We start from the raw sequence: 17,272 nt of genomic DNA on the forward strand, positions 1-17,272 counted from the left end.
GCAAACCACAGCCAGTTGTTGGCCAGGGTGAGTTTATTATTGCGGCGGCGGCGTTAGACCACGGCCATATCTACGGGATGTGTAATGGCCTGATAGAAGCCGGTGCGACGCTAAAATGGGTTTATGACCCAGACCCGGCGAAGGTCGACAAGTTTGTGCAGCAGTACCCGCAGGCGCAGATTGCGCCAACGCTGGAAACGATTTTAAACGACGGCAGCGTCCAGCTTGTTGCCGGGGCGGCGATTCCGTCCGAGCGCTGCGCGCTGGGGCTGAAAGTGATGGATGCCGGGAAAGACTACTTCACCGATAAAGCCCCGCTGACCACGCTGGCGCAGCTCGAAGCCGCGAAGCGCAAAGTGGCGGAAACCGGCCGCAAATATGCGGTGTACTACAGCGAACGCCTGCACGTGGAAAGCGCGGTCTTTGCCGGGCAGTTAGTTGCCGAGGGCGCAATTGGCCGCGTCATGCAGACGCTGGGCGTTGGTCCGCACCGCGAAGGTACCGGTCGCCCTGACTGGTTCTACGAGAAAGAATTCTTCGGCGGCATTCTGTGCGACATCGGCAGCCACCAGATTGAGCAGTTCCTGTTTTATACCGGCAACAGCGATGCGCGCATCGTGGCAAGTCAGGTTCGCAACGTAAACCATCCACAGTATCCGCAGTTTGAAGATTTCGGCGATGCCATGCTGGCGGGCGACAACGGCGCCACCGGCTATTTCCGCTGCGACTGGTTTACGCCAGATGGCCTCTCCAGTTGGGGCGACGGCCGCTTAACCCTGCTCGGCACCGACGGCTATATCGAAATCCGTAAATACGTCGACATCACCCACGGCGAGCAGGACGTGGTGTATCTGGTCAACAAAGAGGGCGAGTTCCGCTATCCGGTGGCGGGCAAAGTGGGCTTCCCTTATTTCGGTGAGCTTATCCGGGACTGCCTGAACCGCACCGAAAACGCCATGACCCAGGCGCACACCTTTAAAGCGGCCGAGCTATGCGTCAAAGCGCAAATGCTGGCAAACGCGGTGGAATAACGGGAGGCACCAATGAACACACGTCATGTCGCCATTATCGGCTGCGGTGCTATCCATACCTGCCACGTAGACGCGCTGCGCCATGTACCGGGCGTTGTCCTGCGGGCGATTGTGGATAGTGATAGTGCCAAAGGAAGCCAGCTTGCGGCCAACTACGGCTGTCATTTTTATCAGGACTACCGCGAGATGCTGCTGGATGACGCCATTGACGTGGTGCATATCTGCACGCCGCACTACCTGCATAAACCAATGATCCTTGCCGCGCTGGCGGCCGGAAAACAGGTTTTCTGCGAAAAACCGGTGGTGATGAACCCGCAGGAGGTGATTGAGATACAGGTTGCGGCTGAACGCCACCAGAGCCGCGTCGGCGTCTGCTACCAGAATCGCCTGAACCCCACTAGCCTGGCCATTGAGCGCTGCATTGCCGACGGTACGCTGGGCCGCCTGCGTGCCATCAAGGCGGTGCTCACCTGGTCACGATCCGGGGATTACTATGCCGCCAGCCCGTGGCGCGGGAGCTTTGCCACCGAAGGCGGCAGTTTGTTGATTAATCAGGCGATTCATACGCTGGATCTGATGCAGTGGTTTGGCGAAGGGGTCAAGAGTCTGAAAGGGGTCGTCGACAGCACACTGTTGGCCGACGAGATTGAAACCGAAGACAGCGCCATGGTCACTCTGCGTTTCAATAACGGCGCGCGCGGGCTGTTTTACGCCAGCAACTGCCATATCAGCGACTCGCCGCTGCTGCTGGAGCTGGAGTTTGAACAGGGAATGCTGCGCTTGACGGACAACGTGCTGTGGCAGGTCTGCGGCGATGAACGCACGCAGCTTGCCAGCGACGCTGCGCCCGACGGCATCGGCAAAAGCTACTGGGGAATCGGCCATCGGCTGGCCATTCTCCACTTTTACCAGGCATTAAACGATCCCGCTAGTGCAGACTACTGCGATATTGCTGAGGCGGCCAAATCATTACAGATGGTTAATGCCATTTACCAATCGTCACTATTGAGGAAATGGGTGAATATAGACTAGCGATCGTCATCCGATTTTTCCTGCTGTCAATAATATACAGTGCGGAGGCAACTCTGCACTGAAACCCTACCAGTACAGGAATAATAATATTATGGTTAAACCAACTGAACGTCGCGTTGGCTATGGCACTGCCATTGGCTACGGCGTCACTGATTTATTTGGCGGCGGCGCATTTGCCGTTATAGGAACCTGGCTTTTATTTTTTTACACCACCTATTGTGGCCTGAGCGTTTTAGAAGCGGGGTCAATCTTTGCTATCGCTCGTATTATTGACGCTATTCTGAGTCCAGTGATGGGCTATATCACGGATAACTTTGGTAATACCTGGCTTGGCCGCAAGTTTGGCCGTCGTCGCTTTTTCCTGTTGATAAGCTCCCCGCTGATGTTTCTCTACGCGCTGGTGTGGATTACCGACATGAACTATTGGTACTACCTGGGCACCTATCTTTCCATCGAACTGCTCTCTGCAATGGTGCTGGTGCCGTGGGAAACCTTGTCCGCCGAAATGACCAACCGCTTTAGCGAGCGTACGCGCCTTTCAGGCGTGCGTATGATGTGCTCCGCGCTCGGCGGTTTTCTGGCGGTTTCCGTGCCGGGTATTATTATGCAGTACACCGGTAAAGATAATTCGTTCACCTACACCTTAACCGGGATTGTTTTTGCGACCATTTATTGCGTCGCGGTATTTACCACCTGGGCTTGTACCTGGGAAGCAAAAGACGTTCGTGAAGAATATGAATTCCAGCCGGATAATCAGCGCGGCGGCGGCCTTTTTAACCACTTAAAATACCTGGTTATTGATCTTATATCTTCATTCAAAATCAGAATATTTCGTCAGCACATTCTGATTTATATTTGTTCATTTACCGCCATGGATGTTTTTGGTTCGGTATTTACCTATTACGTGGTTTACGCATTACACCACGATACCGAAATGGTTTCCGGGCTATTAAGTATTGCCGCTTTTGTTTCGATTCCCGGCACCTTCGGCTTTATGATGCTGATGAATAAATTTAACCTCACCCCTTCCGCGGCGCTGAGGCTTTCGTACGGCAGCATTATGGTGGTGCTGGCGTTCCTGTTTATCATCTATATCGGTAATTTACAGGTACCGACGCTGCTGTTCTCCGCCGTGTTTGTGCTGCTGGGGCTGGCGAAGGCCGGGCTGTACTACATTCCCTGGAATATCTACAGCTTTATCCCTGATGTGGATGAGATTGTCACCCGCCAGCGCCGTGAGGGGATTTTCGCGGGCGTAATGGTGCTGACGCGCAAAAGCACCGTCGCGCTGGCGATTATGCTGATTGGTATCGTGCTGGAGGAGAGCGGTTTCGTAAAAGGCGGCGGTGCACAGCCTGCCAGCGCCCTACATGCAATCATCGGCCTGATGGTGTTTGCCACCGCCGGGATGCTGGCCGTGAGCTTCTACATGACCTATCGCTTTAAGCTGACGCAAAAAACGCACAGCCTGCTGATTAAAGAGGTGGCACGGCGGAAGCTCGGGGGAAACGCGGAGGACTGTGACCCAGAGACGCGTCAGGTGATTATAGCATTGACGGGATATGCGTATAACGAGGTCTGGGATGCGAAGCCGCAGGGGCACGAGAAAGGCAAATCGCTCGCCACCAGCGGATAACCTCAGGTAACAAACGTCACACCGTAGGCCGGGTAAGTGAAGCGCCATCCGGCCTACCGCTCCCCCATCTAAACAAAATGTGACCTCTGGCGGCTTTACAGTGCTTTACGCTATACTAACCGCTGAAATTGTCGCCCCATCACCTACGGGGCGGTTTTCAATGTGTATTCCACACGGATTTATAAACTTCCCCTTCCGAGGATCTGGCCCGACGGGCTGGATAAGATATGTTAAACAGTATATTAATCATACTCTGTCTGATCGCTGTAAGTGCGTTCTTCTCTATCTCTGAGATCTCACTTGCGGCATCACGCAAGATCAAACTGAAACTGCTTTCTGATGAAGGCAATATCAACGCCCTACGTGTTCTAAAAATGCAAGAAAACCCCGGTATGTTCTTTACCGTGGTGCAAATCGGCCTTAACGCCGTTGCCATCCTCGGCGGTATCGTCGGCGACGCAGCTTTCTCTCCCGCGTTCAACTCCTTGTTCTCCCAATATATGTCAGCGGAACTCTCCGAGCAGTTGAGCTTTATTCTCTCCTTCTCGCTGGTGACCGGGATGTTTATCCTGTTCGCGGATTTAACCCCGAAACGCATCGGTATGATTGCGCCTGAAGCCGTGGCTCTGCGTATCATCAACCCGATGCGCTTCTGCCTGGCGGTCTTCCGGCCGCTGGTGTGGTTCTTCAACGGCATGGCTAACATTATCTTCCGCATCTTCAAACTGCCGATGGTGCGTAAAGACGACATTACCTCCGACGATATCTACGCGGTAGTGGAAGCCGGTGCGCTGGCTGGCGTGCTGCGTAAGCAGGAACATGAGCTGATTGAAAACGTCTTCGAGCTGGAATCCCGTACCGTGCCGTCATCCATGACCCCGCGCGAGAACGTTATCTGGTTCGATCTGCACGAAGACGAACAGAGTCTGAAAAACAAAGTCGCCGAACACCCGCACTCCAAGTTCCTGGTGTGTAACGAAGACATTGACCACATCATTGGCTACGTCGACTCCAAAGACCTGCTGAACCGCGTACTGGCTAACCAGAGCATGGCGCTGAACAGCGGCGTGCAGATCCGCAACACGCTGATTGTGCCGGACACCCTCACCCTTTCAGAGGCGCTGGAAAGCTTCAAAACCGCCGGGGAAGACTTCGCGGTTATCATGAACGAATACGCACTGGTCGTGGGGATCATCACCCTCAACGACGTAATGACCACGCTGATGGGCGACCTGGTTGGTCAGGGGCTGGAAGAGCAAATCGTTGCACGCGACGAGAACTCCTGGCTGATTGACGGCGGTACACCAATCGATGACGTCATGCGCGTGCTGGATATCGATGATTTCCCGCAGTCGGACAACTACGAAACCATCGGCGGCTTCATGATGTTTATGCTGCGCAAAATCCCGAAACGTACCGATGCGGTGAAGTTCTCCGGCTACAAGTTTGAAGTAGTGGATATCGATAACTACCGTATCGACCAGTTGCTGGTAACGCGCATTGATAACAAGCCAACGGTACTGGTACCGAAGCAGTCTGATATCGCAGAAAGCGAACAGCACGGCGCGTAAAACGCCAGTGCCAGAAACATCAACGGCTCCCATTGGGAGCCGTTTTTAATTCTGCCGCATCGTGTTCTGATTACGCCATATCAGTCTGTAGGCGTAACACGTGGCGGTTAACTTCAGACATCACAGAAAGGTGCTGAATGTCTCTGACTTTTGGGATAAGAATTTTGCCCTTATCAAATTCAAAAGCGCCAACGTCCTTGATGTACAACCGTCCACGGAACAGGGTTTTAACGTATTTTGCTACCTGAAACGGGTTGTAGCGTTGGAAAATTTTCATTCTAATCTCCTGCAAGTACTACGCCCTTGTTGTCCACATTTGGCTCAACGCTCCGGGGCGCAAAGTGAAGTACTTGTTAACTATAGTCCATAACAACAGAGGTCCTCTATCATAGAGGACCTTATTTACCTTTTTATTACAATAATTCAGAACTTTCTTTTCAGCCATACGATGAACACAGTATAAGGCTTCGATTTCTTGAGATTGTGTGCGTTCCTCCACAAACTGGCACCGCCTTTGCGGGAAAAAAACATAGATCGCACATATGATTAAAGCTATCGGCCAAGTGGTCGGATCACCTGCATATAAAAAGGAAAAACCATGACCCTACGTACCCTTCTGGCGGCTTCATGCCTGTTAATGCCGTTAATGGCAGCCGCACATAACTTTACAAACGGACAGCGCGTTTCCCCGGTTGGCGTGGCGGATCGCGGCGAACTCATTCTCGATAATGATAAGTTTAGCTATAAAAACTGGAACAGCGCGCAGCTGCCTGGAAAAGTGAGAGTGGTGCAACATATTGCCGGTCGTACGTCGGCAAAAGAGAAAAATGCCACGCTGGTCGAGGCGATAAAAGCAGCTCAGTTGCCGCATGACCGTTACCAGACCACCACGATTGTTAACACCGATGATGCGATTCCAGGTTCCTCTATTTTCGTGCGTAGCAGCATTGAGAGTAATAAGAAGCTCTACCCGTGGTCACAGTTTATTGTCGACAGCGATGGTCTGGTGCGCAAAGCCTGGCAGTTGGATGAAGGCAGCTCGGCGATTGTGGTTCTGGATAAAGAGGGACGGGTTCAGTGGGCCAAAGACGGCGCACTGACGCAGGCAGAAGTGCAGCAGGTGGTTGCCCTGCTGCATAAGCTACTGAATTAAAAAATAGACACCCGGAAGCCAGGGTTCAGGAACGATTCACGCGGGGTGTAATCCAGCGTTTTGCCCTGCCAGTCGTTGACGTGTGCACCGGCAGCCGCAGCCACCGCGTGCCCTGCGGCGGTATCCCAGATATTGGTTGGCCCGAAGCGCGGGTAAAGCTGCGCTTCGCCTTCCGCTACCAGGCAGAACTTCAGCGATGAGCCAATAGACGCGGTATCGTGCTCGCCCAACTGCTGCAGATACTCTTTCAACTCATCATCGTTAGCATAGTGGGAGCGGCTCACCACCACCTTCGGCGGGTTCGCGTCGCGCACCTGAATCGGCTTACGCACGCCGCACTCTTCTTTCCACGCTTTGCCGTTTTCCGCGCTGTACATCACCTTGAGTACCGGCGCGAACACCACGCCCAGCACCGCTTTACCGTTTTCAATCAGCGCGATATTAACCGTGAACTCACCGTTGCGTTTGATGAACTCTTTGGTCCCGTCGAGCGGGTCCACCAGCCAGTAGCGCTGCCAGTGCTGGCGTACATCCCAGCCCGGCGGGTCTTCTTCTGAAAGAATTGGCACGTCCGGCGTCAGCGCCTTCAGCCCTTTGATGATGACATGATGTGCCGCGATATCGGCCGCCGTCACCGGGGAATCATCTTTCTTGCTGGTGACGTCCAGCGGCAGCTTTCCATCGTATACCTGCATAATGGCATCGCCTGCGTCGCGCGCAAGCTGACAGACTTGTTCTAACATTCTCCACCTCGTTAAGATTACAGTGGCGTTAACTTATTGTTTTATTTATATCGCATCGCCGTTAATTCTGCTATTCCCATCATCGTCCCGGATATCTGTGAACCGCTGCCGATTTCCTGTCACGCTTTTCTGGCATGATTCACATCCTCGTAAGTAACAGAATACAAATACATTTAAATCTGTGTGTCAGTTCTAAAAAAAGGATGCCTCTGATGATCAAGTTTAGCGCAACGCTTCTGGCGACGCTGATTGCCGCCAGCGTGAATGCCGCCACGGTGGATCTCCGCATTATGGAAACCACTGATTTACATAGCAACATGATGGATTTTGATTACTACAAAGATACCGCCACCGAGAAGTTCGGCCTGGTGCGCACCGCGAGCCTGATTAATGCCGCTCGCGACGAAGTGAAAAACAGCGTACTGGTCGATAATGGTGACGTTATCCAGGGCAGCCCAATGGGCGATTACATGGCGGCCAAAGGGCTGAAACAGGGCGATGTACACCCGGTTTATAAAGCCATGAATCTGCTCGATTACAGCGTCGGCAACCTCGGTAACCACGAATTCAACTACGGGCTGGATTATCTGCATAAAGCGCTGGCTGGCGCCAAATTCCCGTACGTTAACGCCAATATCATCGATGTTAAGACCAAAAAGCCGCTGTTTACGCCCTATCTGATTAAAGAAACCGAGGTTGTCGATAAAGACGGTCATAAGCAAACGCTGAAGATTGGCTATATCGGCTTTGTGCCACCGCAGATAATGACCTGGGATAAGGCCAATCTGAGCGGTAAAGTGACGGTGAACGATATCACCGAAACCGCGCGTCACTACGTGCCGGAGATGCGTGCCAATGGTGCCGACGTGGTGGTGGTGATTGCCCACTCCGGCCTTTCCGCTGACCCGTATCAGGCCATGGCGGAGAACTCCGTTTATTACTTAAGCCAGGTGCCGGGCGTCGATGCCATTATGTTTGGTCATGCGCACGCGGTTTTCCCGAGCAAAGACTTCGCCAGCATCAAAGGCGCGGATATCGAAAAAGGGACGCTTAACGGTATTCCAGCGGTGATGCCGGGAATGTGGGGCGACCATCTTGGCGTGGTTGACCTGGTGCTGAACAACGACAGCGGCAAATGGCAGGTGACCTCCGCGCAGGCCCAGGCTCGCCCAATCTACGACGCCGTCGCCAAAAAATCACTGGCGGCAGAAGACCACAAGCTGGTTGATGCGCTGAAGACCGACCACGACGCCACCCGCGAATTCGTCAGCAAGCCGATTGGCAAGTCCTCCGACAATATGTACAGCTACCTTGCGCTGGTGCAGGACGACCCAACCGTGCAGGTGGTCAACATGGCGCAGAAAGCCTACGTTGAGCACTTTATTCAGGGCGACCCGGATCTGGCGAAACTGCCGGTGCTCTCCGCTGCCGCACCGTTTAAAGTTGGCGGGCGTAAGAACGACCCAGCAAGCTACGTTGAGGTGGAAAAAGGTCAACTGACCTTCCGCAACGCCGCCGACCTCTATCTCTATCCGAACACCCTGGTGGTGGTGAAAGCTAGCGGTAAAGAGGTGAAAGAATGGCTGGAGTGCTCTGCCGGGCAGTTCAATCAAATTGACCCGCACAGCAGCAAGCCACAGTCGCTGATTAACTGGGACGGTTTCCGTACCTATAACTTCGACATTATCGACGGCGTAGATTATCAGGTCGATGTGACCCAACCGGCGCGCTACGACGGCGAATGTCAGAGCATTAACCCGAAATCCGAGCGCATCAAGAATCTGACCTTTAACGGCAAGCCTATCGACCCGAACGCCACGTTCCTCGTTGCCACCAACAACTATCGCGCTTACGGCGGTAAGTTCGCGGGCACCGGCGATGCGCACATTGCCTTTGCTTCACCGGATGAAAACCGTTCGGTACTGGCAGCGTGGATTGGCGAGCAGTCGAAGAAAGCCGGAGAAATTCACCCGGCGGCGGACAACAACTGGCGTCTGGCGCCGATTCACAGCGATACCAAACTGGATATCCGCTTTGAAACCTCGCCGTCAGAAAAAGCCGCGGCGTTTATCAAAGAGAAAGCGCAGTATCCGATGAAGCAGGTGGCGACGGATGATATTGGGTTTGCGATTTATCAGCTGGATTTGAGTAAGTAAGTTCTGCGCGCTTCCCGGCGTCGCTTTGCTCGGCCGGGCTACGATAGCATGTAGCCCGGCCGAGGCGTTTACGCCGACGCCGGGAGCTGCTGCGCCATCACTACCGGCAAATTCACCTCAATCCAGTCTGCCAGCGCAGCTACCTTTTCGCTCACCTCTTCCCCCAGCGGCGTCAGGCTATACTCAACGTGCGGCGGTACCACCGGGTAGGAAATACGGTTGATAAAACCGTCCTGCTCCAGCGCCTGTAGCGACTGGGCGAGCATTTTTTCGCTGACCCCGCCCATCTTGCGGCGCAGGTCGCTAAAGCGATGCGTCCCTTCACGCAGCGCCACCAGAATCAGTACGCCCCAACGGCTGGTCACGTGTTTGAGCACGTCCCGCGAAGGGCAACTTTCGGCAAACAGGTTGCCGTTGCGCAGCTTTTGCGTCAGCGTCGGATTTATTTCTTTCATACTTACCTTTTTGTACGTACTTACTAAAAGTTAGTTATGGTGATAGCTTACCACAACACCATACGAACACGAAGGAGAAGACCCATGATCGCGATTACCGGAGCCACCGGCCAGCTTGGCCAGCACGTCATTGCTAACCTGCTCAACACGACTGCCGCCAGCCAACTGGTTGCCGTTGTCCGCAACCCGGCGAAAGCCGAAGCGCTGAGCCAGAAGGGCGTCGTTGTTCGTCAGGCCGATTACGGCGACGAAGCGGCGCTGACCAAAGCGCTGCAGGGCGTGGACAAGCTGCTGATTATCTCCTCTAGCGAAGTCGGCCAGCGCGCGCCGCAGCACCGTAATATCATCAATGCCGCCAAAGCCGCGGGCGTGAAATTTATCGCCTACACCAGCCTGCTGCACGCCGATAAATCCCCGCTGGGCCTACACGTTGAACACGTTGAAACCGAGAAGATGCTGGCCGACTCTGGCATTCCTTACGCGCTGCTGCGTAACGGCTGGTACACCGAAAACTATCTGGCGAGCGCACCGGCTGCGCTGGAGCATGGCGTGTTTATTGGCGCAGCCGGTGAAGGCAAAATCGCCTCGGCAACCCGCGCAGACTACGCCGCTGCCGCCGCGCGCGTCATCGCTGAAGAGGGTCACGCTGGGAAAGTTTACGAACTGGCGGGCGACCACGGCTGGACGCTCGGTGAACTGGCCGCTGAACTGGCAAAACAGAGCGGTAAAAAGGTGGTTTATCAGAACCTGAGCCAGGCCGATTTTGCCGCCGCGCTCAAAAGCGTCGGCCTGCCTGCCGGGCTGGCTGACATGCTGGCGGACTCTGACGTTGGTGCCTCAAAAGGCGGCCTGTTCGACGACAGTCACACGCTGAGCAAACTGATTGGCCGTCCAACTACGCCGCTGGCTGAGAGCGTCAAAGGCATTCTGTAATCGTTAAAAATCGGTTAAATGTGGTAGCGCCCCCGCGGGCCATCTCTGATAATAAAAGAATGGTCCAGGGGGAATTATCACGTGCAAGGCGTACCAGAACAGTTCAGCGATGAGAAAGATAGTGCCCGCTTTCGCCATCTGGCGCAGGTGCCGGGCGTTGAGCTTTATCATGCCCATATCTCCCGCTACGCCTTTGAACCCCACACCCACGAAGCGTTTGGCATCGGCGTAATTGAAGCCGGAGCCGAGCGTTTTCGCTATCGCGGAACCCAGCACGTTGCACCGGTCCACTCGGTTGTCACCATGAACCCCGACGAACTGCACACCGGCGAGGCGGAAACCGCCGACGGCTGGCGCTACCGGATGATTTATCTCCAGCCCGACCTGCTCGAAGACGTGACCGGCATCCGCCACTGGTGGTTTGACGACGTCACCCGCCACGACCCGCAGCGTTCGTTGTTGATTGGCCGTCAGATCCACGCCCTGTGGCATACCGACGACCCGCTCGCCCAGAAAGGGCTGCTGCTGGATATGATAGACACCTTCCAGCCGCTGGCCTGTCATGCGCCGGTGCTAGCGGAAGGCGCGCACCGCTTTGCCCACGTGCGCGACTATCTCTACGACAACTACATGCACCCCATTACCCTCGACGAGCTGGCGAACGTCGCGGCGCTGAGCCCGTGGCACTTCCAGCGCCAGTTCAAGGCCCATTTCCACGTCACGCCGCATCAGATGCTGATGGCCGTACGCCTTTGGCGTGCCAAAGAGTTTCTCACCCACGGTATGCCAGCCGCCGAAGTCGCCGCCGCGACCGGGCTGACCGACCAGTCACATCTCACCCGCGCCTTTACCCAGCGCTACGGCATTACCCCAGTGCGCTACCAAAAACAGGTTGTCCGTCGCTAATCAGCAATCTCATACAATACTGCACGCCTTTCCCCTCCTACACTTTTCAACATGTTTAACAGAAGTGGAAATCATAATGATTAGCGGTGTGCTGTATGCCCTGTTAGCGGGTTTGATGTGGGGGCTGATTTTTGTCGGGCCGTTAATCGTGCCGGATTACCCGGCGGTGCTGCAGTCGATGGGGCGCTATCTGGCGCTGGGGCTGATTGCCCTGCCGTTGGCGTGGCTGGGCCGCGCGCGTCTGCGTCAGCTTACGCGTCAGGACTGGTGGACGGCGCTGGGGCTGACCATGGTCGGCAACCTTATCTATTACGTCTGCCTTGCCAGCGCTATTCAGCGCACCGGCGCGCCGGTTTCAACGATGATTATCGCCACGCTGCCGGTGGTGATCCCGATTTTCGCTAACCTGCTCTATAGCCAGCGCGACGGCAAACTGTCGTGGATGCGGCTGATGCCGCCACTGGTGCTGATTGGCATTGGCCTGCTGTGCGTGAATATCGCCGAGCTGCGCCAGGGTTTACCGGACTTCAGCGGCTGGCGCTACGGTTCCGGGATTGCGCTGGCGAGCGTTTCGGTCGTGTGCTGGGCATGGTATGCCCTGCGTAACGCCCGCTGGCTGCGAGAAAACCCGCACCAGCCGCCGCTGATGTGGGCCACCGCGCAGGCGTTGGTGACGCTGCCGGTTTCCGTCATCGGCTACATCGCGGCCTGCCTGTGGCTGCACGCCCAGACGCCGGATTTCTCGCTGCCATTCGGCCCGCGACCGACGGTGTTTATTGGGTTGATGATCGCCATCGCCGTGCTCTGTTCGTGGGTCGGCGCGCTATGCTGGAACGTGGCGAGCCAGCGGCTGCCGACGGTGATCCTTGGACCATTGATTGTCTTTGAAACGCTGGCGGGGCTGCTGTACACCTTCCTGCTGCGCCAGGAAATGCCGCCGATGTTGACGCTAAGTGGGATTACGCTGCTGGTGATAGGCGTGGTGATTGCGGTGCGGTCAAAACCGCAGAAACCGGCGGTGGTGCCGGTTTCTGAGGCCTGAGGCTTAGAACGTTTCCCAGTTCGCTTCGTTGAGCGGCGCGGCTTTCGCCGTTGGCACGAAGGCTTTCTTCATTGGTGCTTTCTGCATGGACTGCTGGCGGGAGATTTTAAAGACCGCCACCGTCTCGTTCAGACGTGCAGCCTGTTCTTCCAGCGCTGACGCGGCGCTGGCGGACTCTTCCACCAGCGAGGCGTTCTGCTGGGTGACGCGGTCCATCTCGGCAACTGCCTGGCCCACCTGATCAATGCCGCGGCTTTGCTCATCGGAAGCGGAAGCGATTTCGCCCATGATGTCGCTGACGCGAGTAACGGCGTTAACGATCTCAGCCATTGTCTCTCCGGCTTCGTGCACCAGCGCGGAACCGGCGCTGACGCGGTTGCCCGAGTCATCAATCAGCCCTTTAATCTCTTTCGCAGCCTGCGCGCTGCGCTGTGCCAGTGTGCGAACTTCACCGGCAACCACGGCAAAGCCGCGTCCCTGTTCGCCGGCTCGCGCCGCTTCTACCGCCGCGTTCAGCGCCAGAATATTGGTCTGGAAGGCGATGCCGTCAATGACGTTGGTGATCTGGGCAATTTTGCTGGAACTCGCGGCAATTTCGTCCATGGTACGCACCACGCCGTCGACGACGTTTCCGCCCTTCTGCGCGGTTTCAGACGCGTTCTGCGCCAGTTGAGTGGCCTGACGCGCGTTATCGGCGTTCTGTTTCACCGTCGCGGTTAACTGCTCCATGCTGGCGGCGGTCTGTTCCAGCGAGGCCGCCTGCTGCTCGGTGCGCGAGGAAAGATCGTTACTGCCAGCAGAAATTTCGCCCGCACCGGTGTAGATGGTGTCTGCGCCTTCGCGAACCACGCCGACCGTCTTCGCCAGCGACTGCTGCATGTCGTTGACGTTACGTGCCAGCAGTGCCATTTCGTTGCTGCCTTCGGTATTGATATTGTTGGTCAGGTCGCCTTCGGCAATATGACGAATGTGGTCCATCACTTGATGCAGCGGCTTGAGCAGCACGCGCTGCATCGCCACCCAACTCACCACAATAACCGCCAGCGCCAGCGCCAGCATCACCCCAAGGCTCCACAAAATTCGAATGTAGTCGCTCTCATTTTGTTTAACCCCCGCGCTGGTCAGCGATGCCTGCGCCGCACGCCAGTCCTGGTAAACCGCCTGCATCGCCTGCTGTTTCTGCTCGGCGTTTTGCTTGAACATGTCTTCCAACTTGCCTTCCGCCAGTAGCTCATTCATGCGCGCAAGCGTCGCGGAATAGATGCCATACTGTTTCTCGAGGCTGTCTGAGAGATGGCCGTCCAGCCCAGGCGTTTCCGGCAGCGCGTAATAGGTGTCGTAGTGACGTTTCGCCTCAGCCAACAGATTATTGGCCGTATCCACCAGCGTTTTCAGCTCGCCGCCGTTGACGCTGCTTGCCATGGTCCCCTGCAAACGCAGCATGCCGCGGTTGAGGGTGACACGAGCCTGATTGAGGCTAATCCACGCGTCGGTAAACTCCGCCACGTTCTGGCTGGAGAGTTGAGAGACGGTAAAATTCTGCTTGTCGTTATTCAGCGCACGAACGAATACGCCCGCCGAAATCAGCTGCATCGCGCCCAGCGCGACCAGTACGACAATCAGTACGGTAATCACTTTTATTCTTTTAAACATCTTTTGCCTTTAAGTGCAGGTGGTCTGAAGTCTCACTATCGGCAGCGCCACGCGCTTGTTTAATCGATTCAGGTCTTACCAGAGGCATTCTTAATAAGATTCAGCACGTTAAAGCGTAATAATTTTTTGTGACAAACATCACTGAATTCCCCTGCCTATAAAGGGGTATATCTTCGATTTAAAGATGCATTTAAAATACATCTTATATTATTGATGACGAGGTAACTGCTATGGCCTTTCGCGACCAACCATTAGGCGAGCTGGCGCTCTCCATCCCACGCGCATCCGCGCTGTTCCGTAAATATGATATGGATTACTGCTGCGGCGGTAAGCAGACGCTGGCCCGTGCGGCGGACCGCAAAGAGCTCGACGTTGCCGTGATTGAAGCTGAACTGGCAAAACTGGCCGAGCAGCCGGTGGAAAAAGACTGGCGCGTAGCACCGCTGGCTGAAATCATCGACCACATCATCGTACGTTACCACGACCGTCACCGCGAACAGCTACCAGAGCTGATTCTGCAGGCCACCAAAGTCGAACGTGTACACGCCGACAAACCGAACGTGCCAAGAGGCCTGGCGAAATATCTGACCATGCTGCATCAGGAGCTTTCCAGCCACATGATGAAAGAGGAGCAGATTCTGTTCCCGATGATCAAACAAGGTATGGGCAGCCAGGCGATGGGGCCAATCAGCGTGATGGAAAGCGAGCATGACGAGGCAGGGGAACTGCTGGAAGTGATCAAGCACACCACTCAAAACGTCACCATTCCGCCAGAAGCCTGCACCACCTGGAAGGCAATGTATAACGGCATCAACGAAATGATCGACGACCTGATGGAGCACATCAGCCTCGAGAATAACGTGCTGTTCCCACGCGCGCTCAAAGGCGAATAAGATGACTAAGCGCCTCCTCTTGCGGGAGGCGTTTTTTTACAGCAGACCTTTCTGGCGGAAGGTTTCTCGCGTCGCGACGTTGAGGTCCATATCGGCCAGCGCTTCGGGTTTCACCCAGGCGACCTCCTGAAACTCCTCGTTGAAAGTAATATCCCGGTTGGCGCTCACGCAGTCAAAGATGAGATAAATCATGTAGATCTGCTCGGTCGTCCCGTCGGCGTAGGTTTTCACCCGTACGTCATCGCGAAAGGTCCACGGCTTCACTTCGGTAATCTCCAGCGCATCACCCAGCTCTTCACCTATCTCGCGTCTCAGCGCTTCTTCCATGGTTTCGCCCGGCTCCATACCGCCGCCGGAAATCGCCCATTGCCCAGGGAAAACGCCGCGGTCATCGGCCATTTTACACAGCAGGTATTCGCCCTCGTTTTGAATCACCGGGCAGACAATCGTTCTCTGACGCATTTCATCTCCATACGCTTTTCGTTTGTGGCGGGGAAAGTAGCACGTTAAGAATGGGGGGACTACGAAGTGAGGCTCAAAAACGAAGAAAGCGCCACGATGGGCGCTTTGTGTCGTTTCCTCCTCACCTTCTCCTCCAGGGGAGAGGGTGAGGAGCGAAATTCTCTTACTTAGCCAGCTTGTTCTTACGCAGGAACATCCAACCCAGCCCCAGCACGATGAACCAGATTGGCGTCACCATCAGCGCTTCACGGGTATCCGCTTCCAGAGTCAGCAGCACCAGAACGAAGGCGAAGAACGCCATGCAGACCCAGCACATCACTTTGCCCAGCGGCATTTTGTAGATGGATTTTTCATGCAGGTGTGGACGCTTCTTACGGTATACCAGGTAAGAGCACAGGATAATCGTCCAGACGAACATAAACAGAATCGCCGATACGGTGGTGATCATGGTGAAGGCTGCGATCACGCTTGGGTTCACCATCAGCATCACCACGCCACCGAGCAGGCAGATACAGGAGAAGGTCAGCCCTTTCGCCGGTACCGCACGCTTGGAGAGCTTGGCGAACAGGCTTGGCGCTACGCCGTCCTGCGCCAGACCGAACAGCATGCGGCTGGTTGAGAACACGCCGCTGTTGGCGGAAGAGGTTGCCGAGGTCAGCACCACGAAGTTAATGATGCTTGCCGCCGCCGGCAGACCGACCAGCATGAACAGTTCAACGAACGGGCTCTTGTTCGGAACCACCGAGCTCCACGGGGTCACGGACATAATCACAATCAGCGCGAACACGTAGAACATGATGATACGGATTGGAATCGAGTTAATCGCACGCGGCAGTGATTTCTCAGGATCTTTGGTTTCCGCCGCGGTGGTGCCCACCAGCTCAATCCCCACGAAGGCGAAGACCGCTATCTGGAAGCCTGCAAAGAAGCCGCTGATGCCTTTCGGGAACCAGCCGCCGTCGTTCCACAGATGAGCAAACGAGGCTTCTACGCCGGTTGGTGATTTGAAGTGCATCAGCACCATCACCAGGCCGACAACGATCAGCGCGACGATAGCGACGATTTTGATCATCGCAAACCAGAACTCCATCTCACCGAACATCTTCACGGTGGCAAGGTTGAGGCTCAGCAGCAGGACCACGACCGCCAGCGAAGCCACCCAGTCAGAGAGTCCGGGGAACCAGAACTGCGCGTAGGCGGTAATAGCGACGACGTCCGCCATCCCTGTCACCACCCAACAGAACCAGTAGGTCCAGCCGGTAAAATACCCGGCCCATGGGCCAAGCAGGTCGGCCGCAAAGTCACTAAACGATTTGTACTCGAGGTTGGAGAGCAGCAGCTCGCCCATCGCACGCATCACGAAGAAAAGCATAAAACCGATGATCATATAAACGAAGATGATCGAAGGCCCAGCGAGACTGATAGTTTTGCCCGATCCCATAAACAGCCCGGTGCCAATGGCGCCGCCGATGGCAATAAGCTGAATATGTCGGTTTGTAAGGTTTCGCCGTAGCGATTGTTCAGCCGGCTCCTGCTCTTCGGCAGCAGCGACTTTAATCTGATCAACCATGTGATTTTCTTCCTGTTGTTTCTGTCTGTGTTGTGC

The 17,272-nt window shown here is 55.4% G+C and carries 16 protein-coding genes; 10 read left to right on the forward strand and 6 right to left on the reverse strand.

Annotated features, from left to right (window positions below):
• The 4 genes from GKAS_RS07960 to paeA all read left to right on the forward strand — a co-directional run.
• Positions 1 to 1,031: Gfo/Idh/MocA family protein (locus GKAS_RS07960; RefSeq protein ID WP_035893238.1), on the forward strand; the 1,031-nt coding region annotated here is incomplete at its 5' end.
• Between the two features lie 12 nt (positions 1,032 to 1,043).
• On the forward strand, positions 1,044 to 2,063 hold the full coding sequence (locus GKAS_RS07965) for a Gfo/Idh/MocA family protein (RefSeq protein ID WP_035893240.1): 1,020 nt from the start codon (positions 1,044 to 1,046) through the stop codon (positions 2,061 to 2,063).
• A 91-nt stretch (positions 2,064 to 2,154) separates the two neighbouring features.
• Complete coding sequence (locus GKAS_RS07970) at positions 2,155 to 3,699, forward strand: MFS transporter (protein WP_035893242.1); 1,545 nt, start codon at positions 2,155 to 2,157, stop codon at positions 3,697 to 3,699.
• Between the two features lie 227 nt (positions 3,700 to 3,926).
• Positions 3,927 to 5,270, forward strand: coding sequence for a polyamine export protein PaeA (gene paeA, locus GKAS_RS07975; protein ID WP_035893244.1), 1,344 nt, complete (start codon positions 3,927 to 3,929; stop codon positions 5,268 to 5,270).
• A 70-nt stretch (positions 5,271 to 5,340) separates the two neighbouring features.
• On the opposite strand, the gene GKAS_RS07980 is transcribed toward paeA, so the two are convergent.
• The gene (locus GKAS_RS07980; protein WP_035893246.1) at positions 5,341 to 5,547 is read right to left on the reverse strand and encodes a DUF1107 domain-containing protein; all 207 of its coding nucleotides are present in this window, start codon (positions 5,545 to 5,547) and stop codon (positions 5,341 to 5,343) included.
• A 321-nt stretch (positions 5,548 to 5,868) separates the two neighbouring features.
• Here GKAS_RS07980 and GKAS_RS07985 point away from each other — a divergent pair, with 321 nt between their 5' ends.
• Entirely contained in the window at positions 5,869 to 6,423 is a 555-nt protein-coding gene (locus tag GKAS_RS07985; RefSeq protein ID WP_035893249.1) for a YtfJ family protein, read from the forward strand.
• Here GKAS_RS07985 and cysQ read toward each other — a convergent pair.
• Positions 6,420 to 7,166 carry a 3'(2'),5'-bisphosphate nucleotidase CysQ gene (cysQ, locus tag GKAS_RS07990; protein ID WP_035893252.1) on the reverse strand — a complete coding sequence of 249 codons (747 nt, stop codon included), beginning with the start codon at positions 7,164 to 7,166 and terminating at the stop codon, positions 6,420 to 6,422. The two genes, GKAS_RS07985 and cysQ, sit on opposite strands and share 4 nt — an antisense overlap.
• Positions 7,167 to 7,378: 212 nt before the next feature.
• On the opposite strand from cysQ, the gene GKAS_RS07995 reads away from it, so the two are divergent.
• On the forward strand, positions 7,379 to 9,322 hold the full coding sequence (locus GKAS_RS07995) for a bifunctional 2',3'-cyclic-nucleotide 2'-phosphodiesterase/3'-nucleotidase (protein ID WP_115074778.1): 1,944 nt from the start codon (positions 7,379 to 7,381) through the stop codon (positions 9,320 to 9,322).
• Positions 9,323 to 9,390: 68 nt separating this feature from the next.
• On the opposite strand, the gene GKAS_RS08000 is transcribed toward GKAS_RS07995, so the two are convergent.
• Positions 9,391 to 9,777, reverse strand: coding sequence for a winged helix-turn-helix transcriptional regulator (locus GKAS_RS08000; protein ID WP_035893256.1), 387 nt, complete (start codon positions 9,775 to 9,777; stop codon positions 9,391 to 9,393).
• 84 nt (positions 9,778 to 9,861) lie between these two features.
• Between GKAS_RS08000 and GKAS_RS08005 the strand changes: the two genes are divergently transcribed.
• From GKAS_RS08005 to GKAS_RS08015, 3 genes are all read left to right on the forward strand, one after another.
• Positions 9,862 to 10,710, forward strand: a complete 849-nt coding sequence (locus tag GKAS_RS08005) for an SDR family oxidoreductase (RefSeq protein WP_035893257.1) — start codon at positions 9,862 to 9,864, stop codon at positions 10,708 to 10,710.
• Between the two features lie 81 nt (positions 10,711 to 10,791).
• Entirely contained in the window at positions 10,792 to 11,616 is an 825-nt protein-coding gene (locus GKAS_RS08010) for an AraC family transcriptional regulator (protein WP_035893259.1), read from the forward strand.
• A gap of 76 nt (positions 11,617 to 11,692) precedes the next feature.
• Complete coding sequence (locus tag GKAS_RS08015) at positions 11,693 to 12,658, forward strand: DMT family transporter (RefSeq protein ID WP_035893261.1); 966 nt, start codon at positions 11,693 to 11,695, stop codon at positions 12,656 to 12,658.
• Between the two features lie 3 nt (positions 12,659 to 12,661).
• On the opposite strand, the gene GKAS_RS08020 is transcribed toward GKAS_RS08015, so the two are convergent.
• Entirely contained in the window at positions 12,662 to 14,311 is a 1,650-nt protein-coding gene (locus GKAS_RS08020) for a methyl-accepting chemotaxis protein (protein WP_035893263.1), read from the reverse strand.
• 230 nt (positions 14,312 to 14,541) lie between these two features.
• Between GKAS_RS08020 and ytfE the strand changes: the two genes are divergently transcribed.
• Positions 14,542 to 15,204 (forward strand): iron-sulfur cluster repair protein YtfE, encoded by a 663-nt coding sequence (gene ytfE / locus GKAS_RS08025; protein WP_035893265.1) that lies wholly within the window; start codon positions 14,542 to 14,544, stop codon positions 15,202 to 15,204.
• Positions 15,205 to 15,240: 36 nt separating this feature from the next.
• Here the strand turns inward: ytfE and nudI are convergent, their stop codons facing one another.
• Both nudI and cycA read right to left on the reverse strand, forming a co-directional pair.
• The gene (gene nudI, locus GKAS_RS08030; protein ID WP_035893267.1) at positions 15,241 to 15,666 is read right to left on the reverse strand and encodes a nucleoside triphosphatase NudI; all 426 of its coding nucleotides are present in this window, start codon (positions 15,664 to 15,666) and stop codon (positions 15,241 to 15,243) included.
• 163 nt (positions 15,667 to 15,829) lie between these two features.
• Positions 15,830 to 17,236: a D-serine/D-alanine/glycine transporter gene (gene cycA, locus GKAS_RS08035; RefSeq protein ID WP_035893269.1), complete on the reverse strand. Its 1,407-nt coding sequence runs from the start codon at positions 17,234 to 17,236 to the stop codon at positions 15,830 to 15,832.
• Positions 17,237 to 17,272: the final 36 nt, after the last annotated feature.

It is taken from the genome of Kluyvera ascorbata ATCC 33433 (assembly GCF_000735365.1).
Taxonomy (GTDB): domain Bacteria; phylum Pseudomonadota; class Gammaproteobacteria; order Enterobacterales; family Enterobacteriaceae; genus Kluyvera; species Kluyvera ascorbata.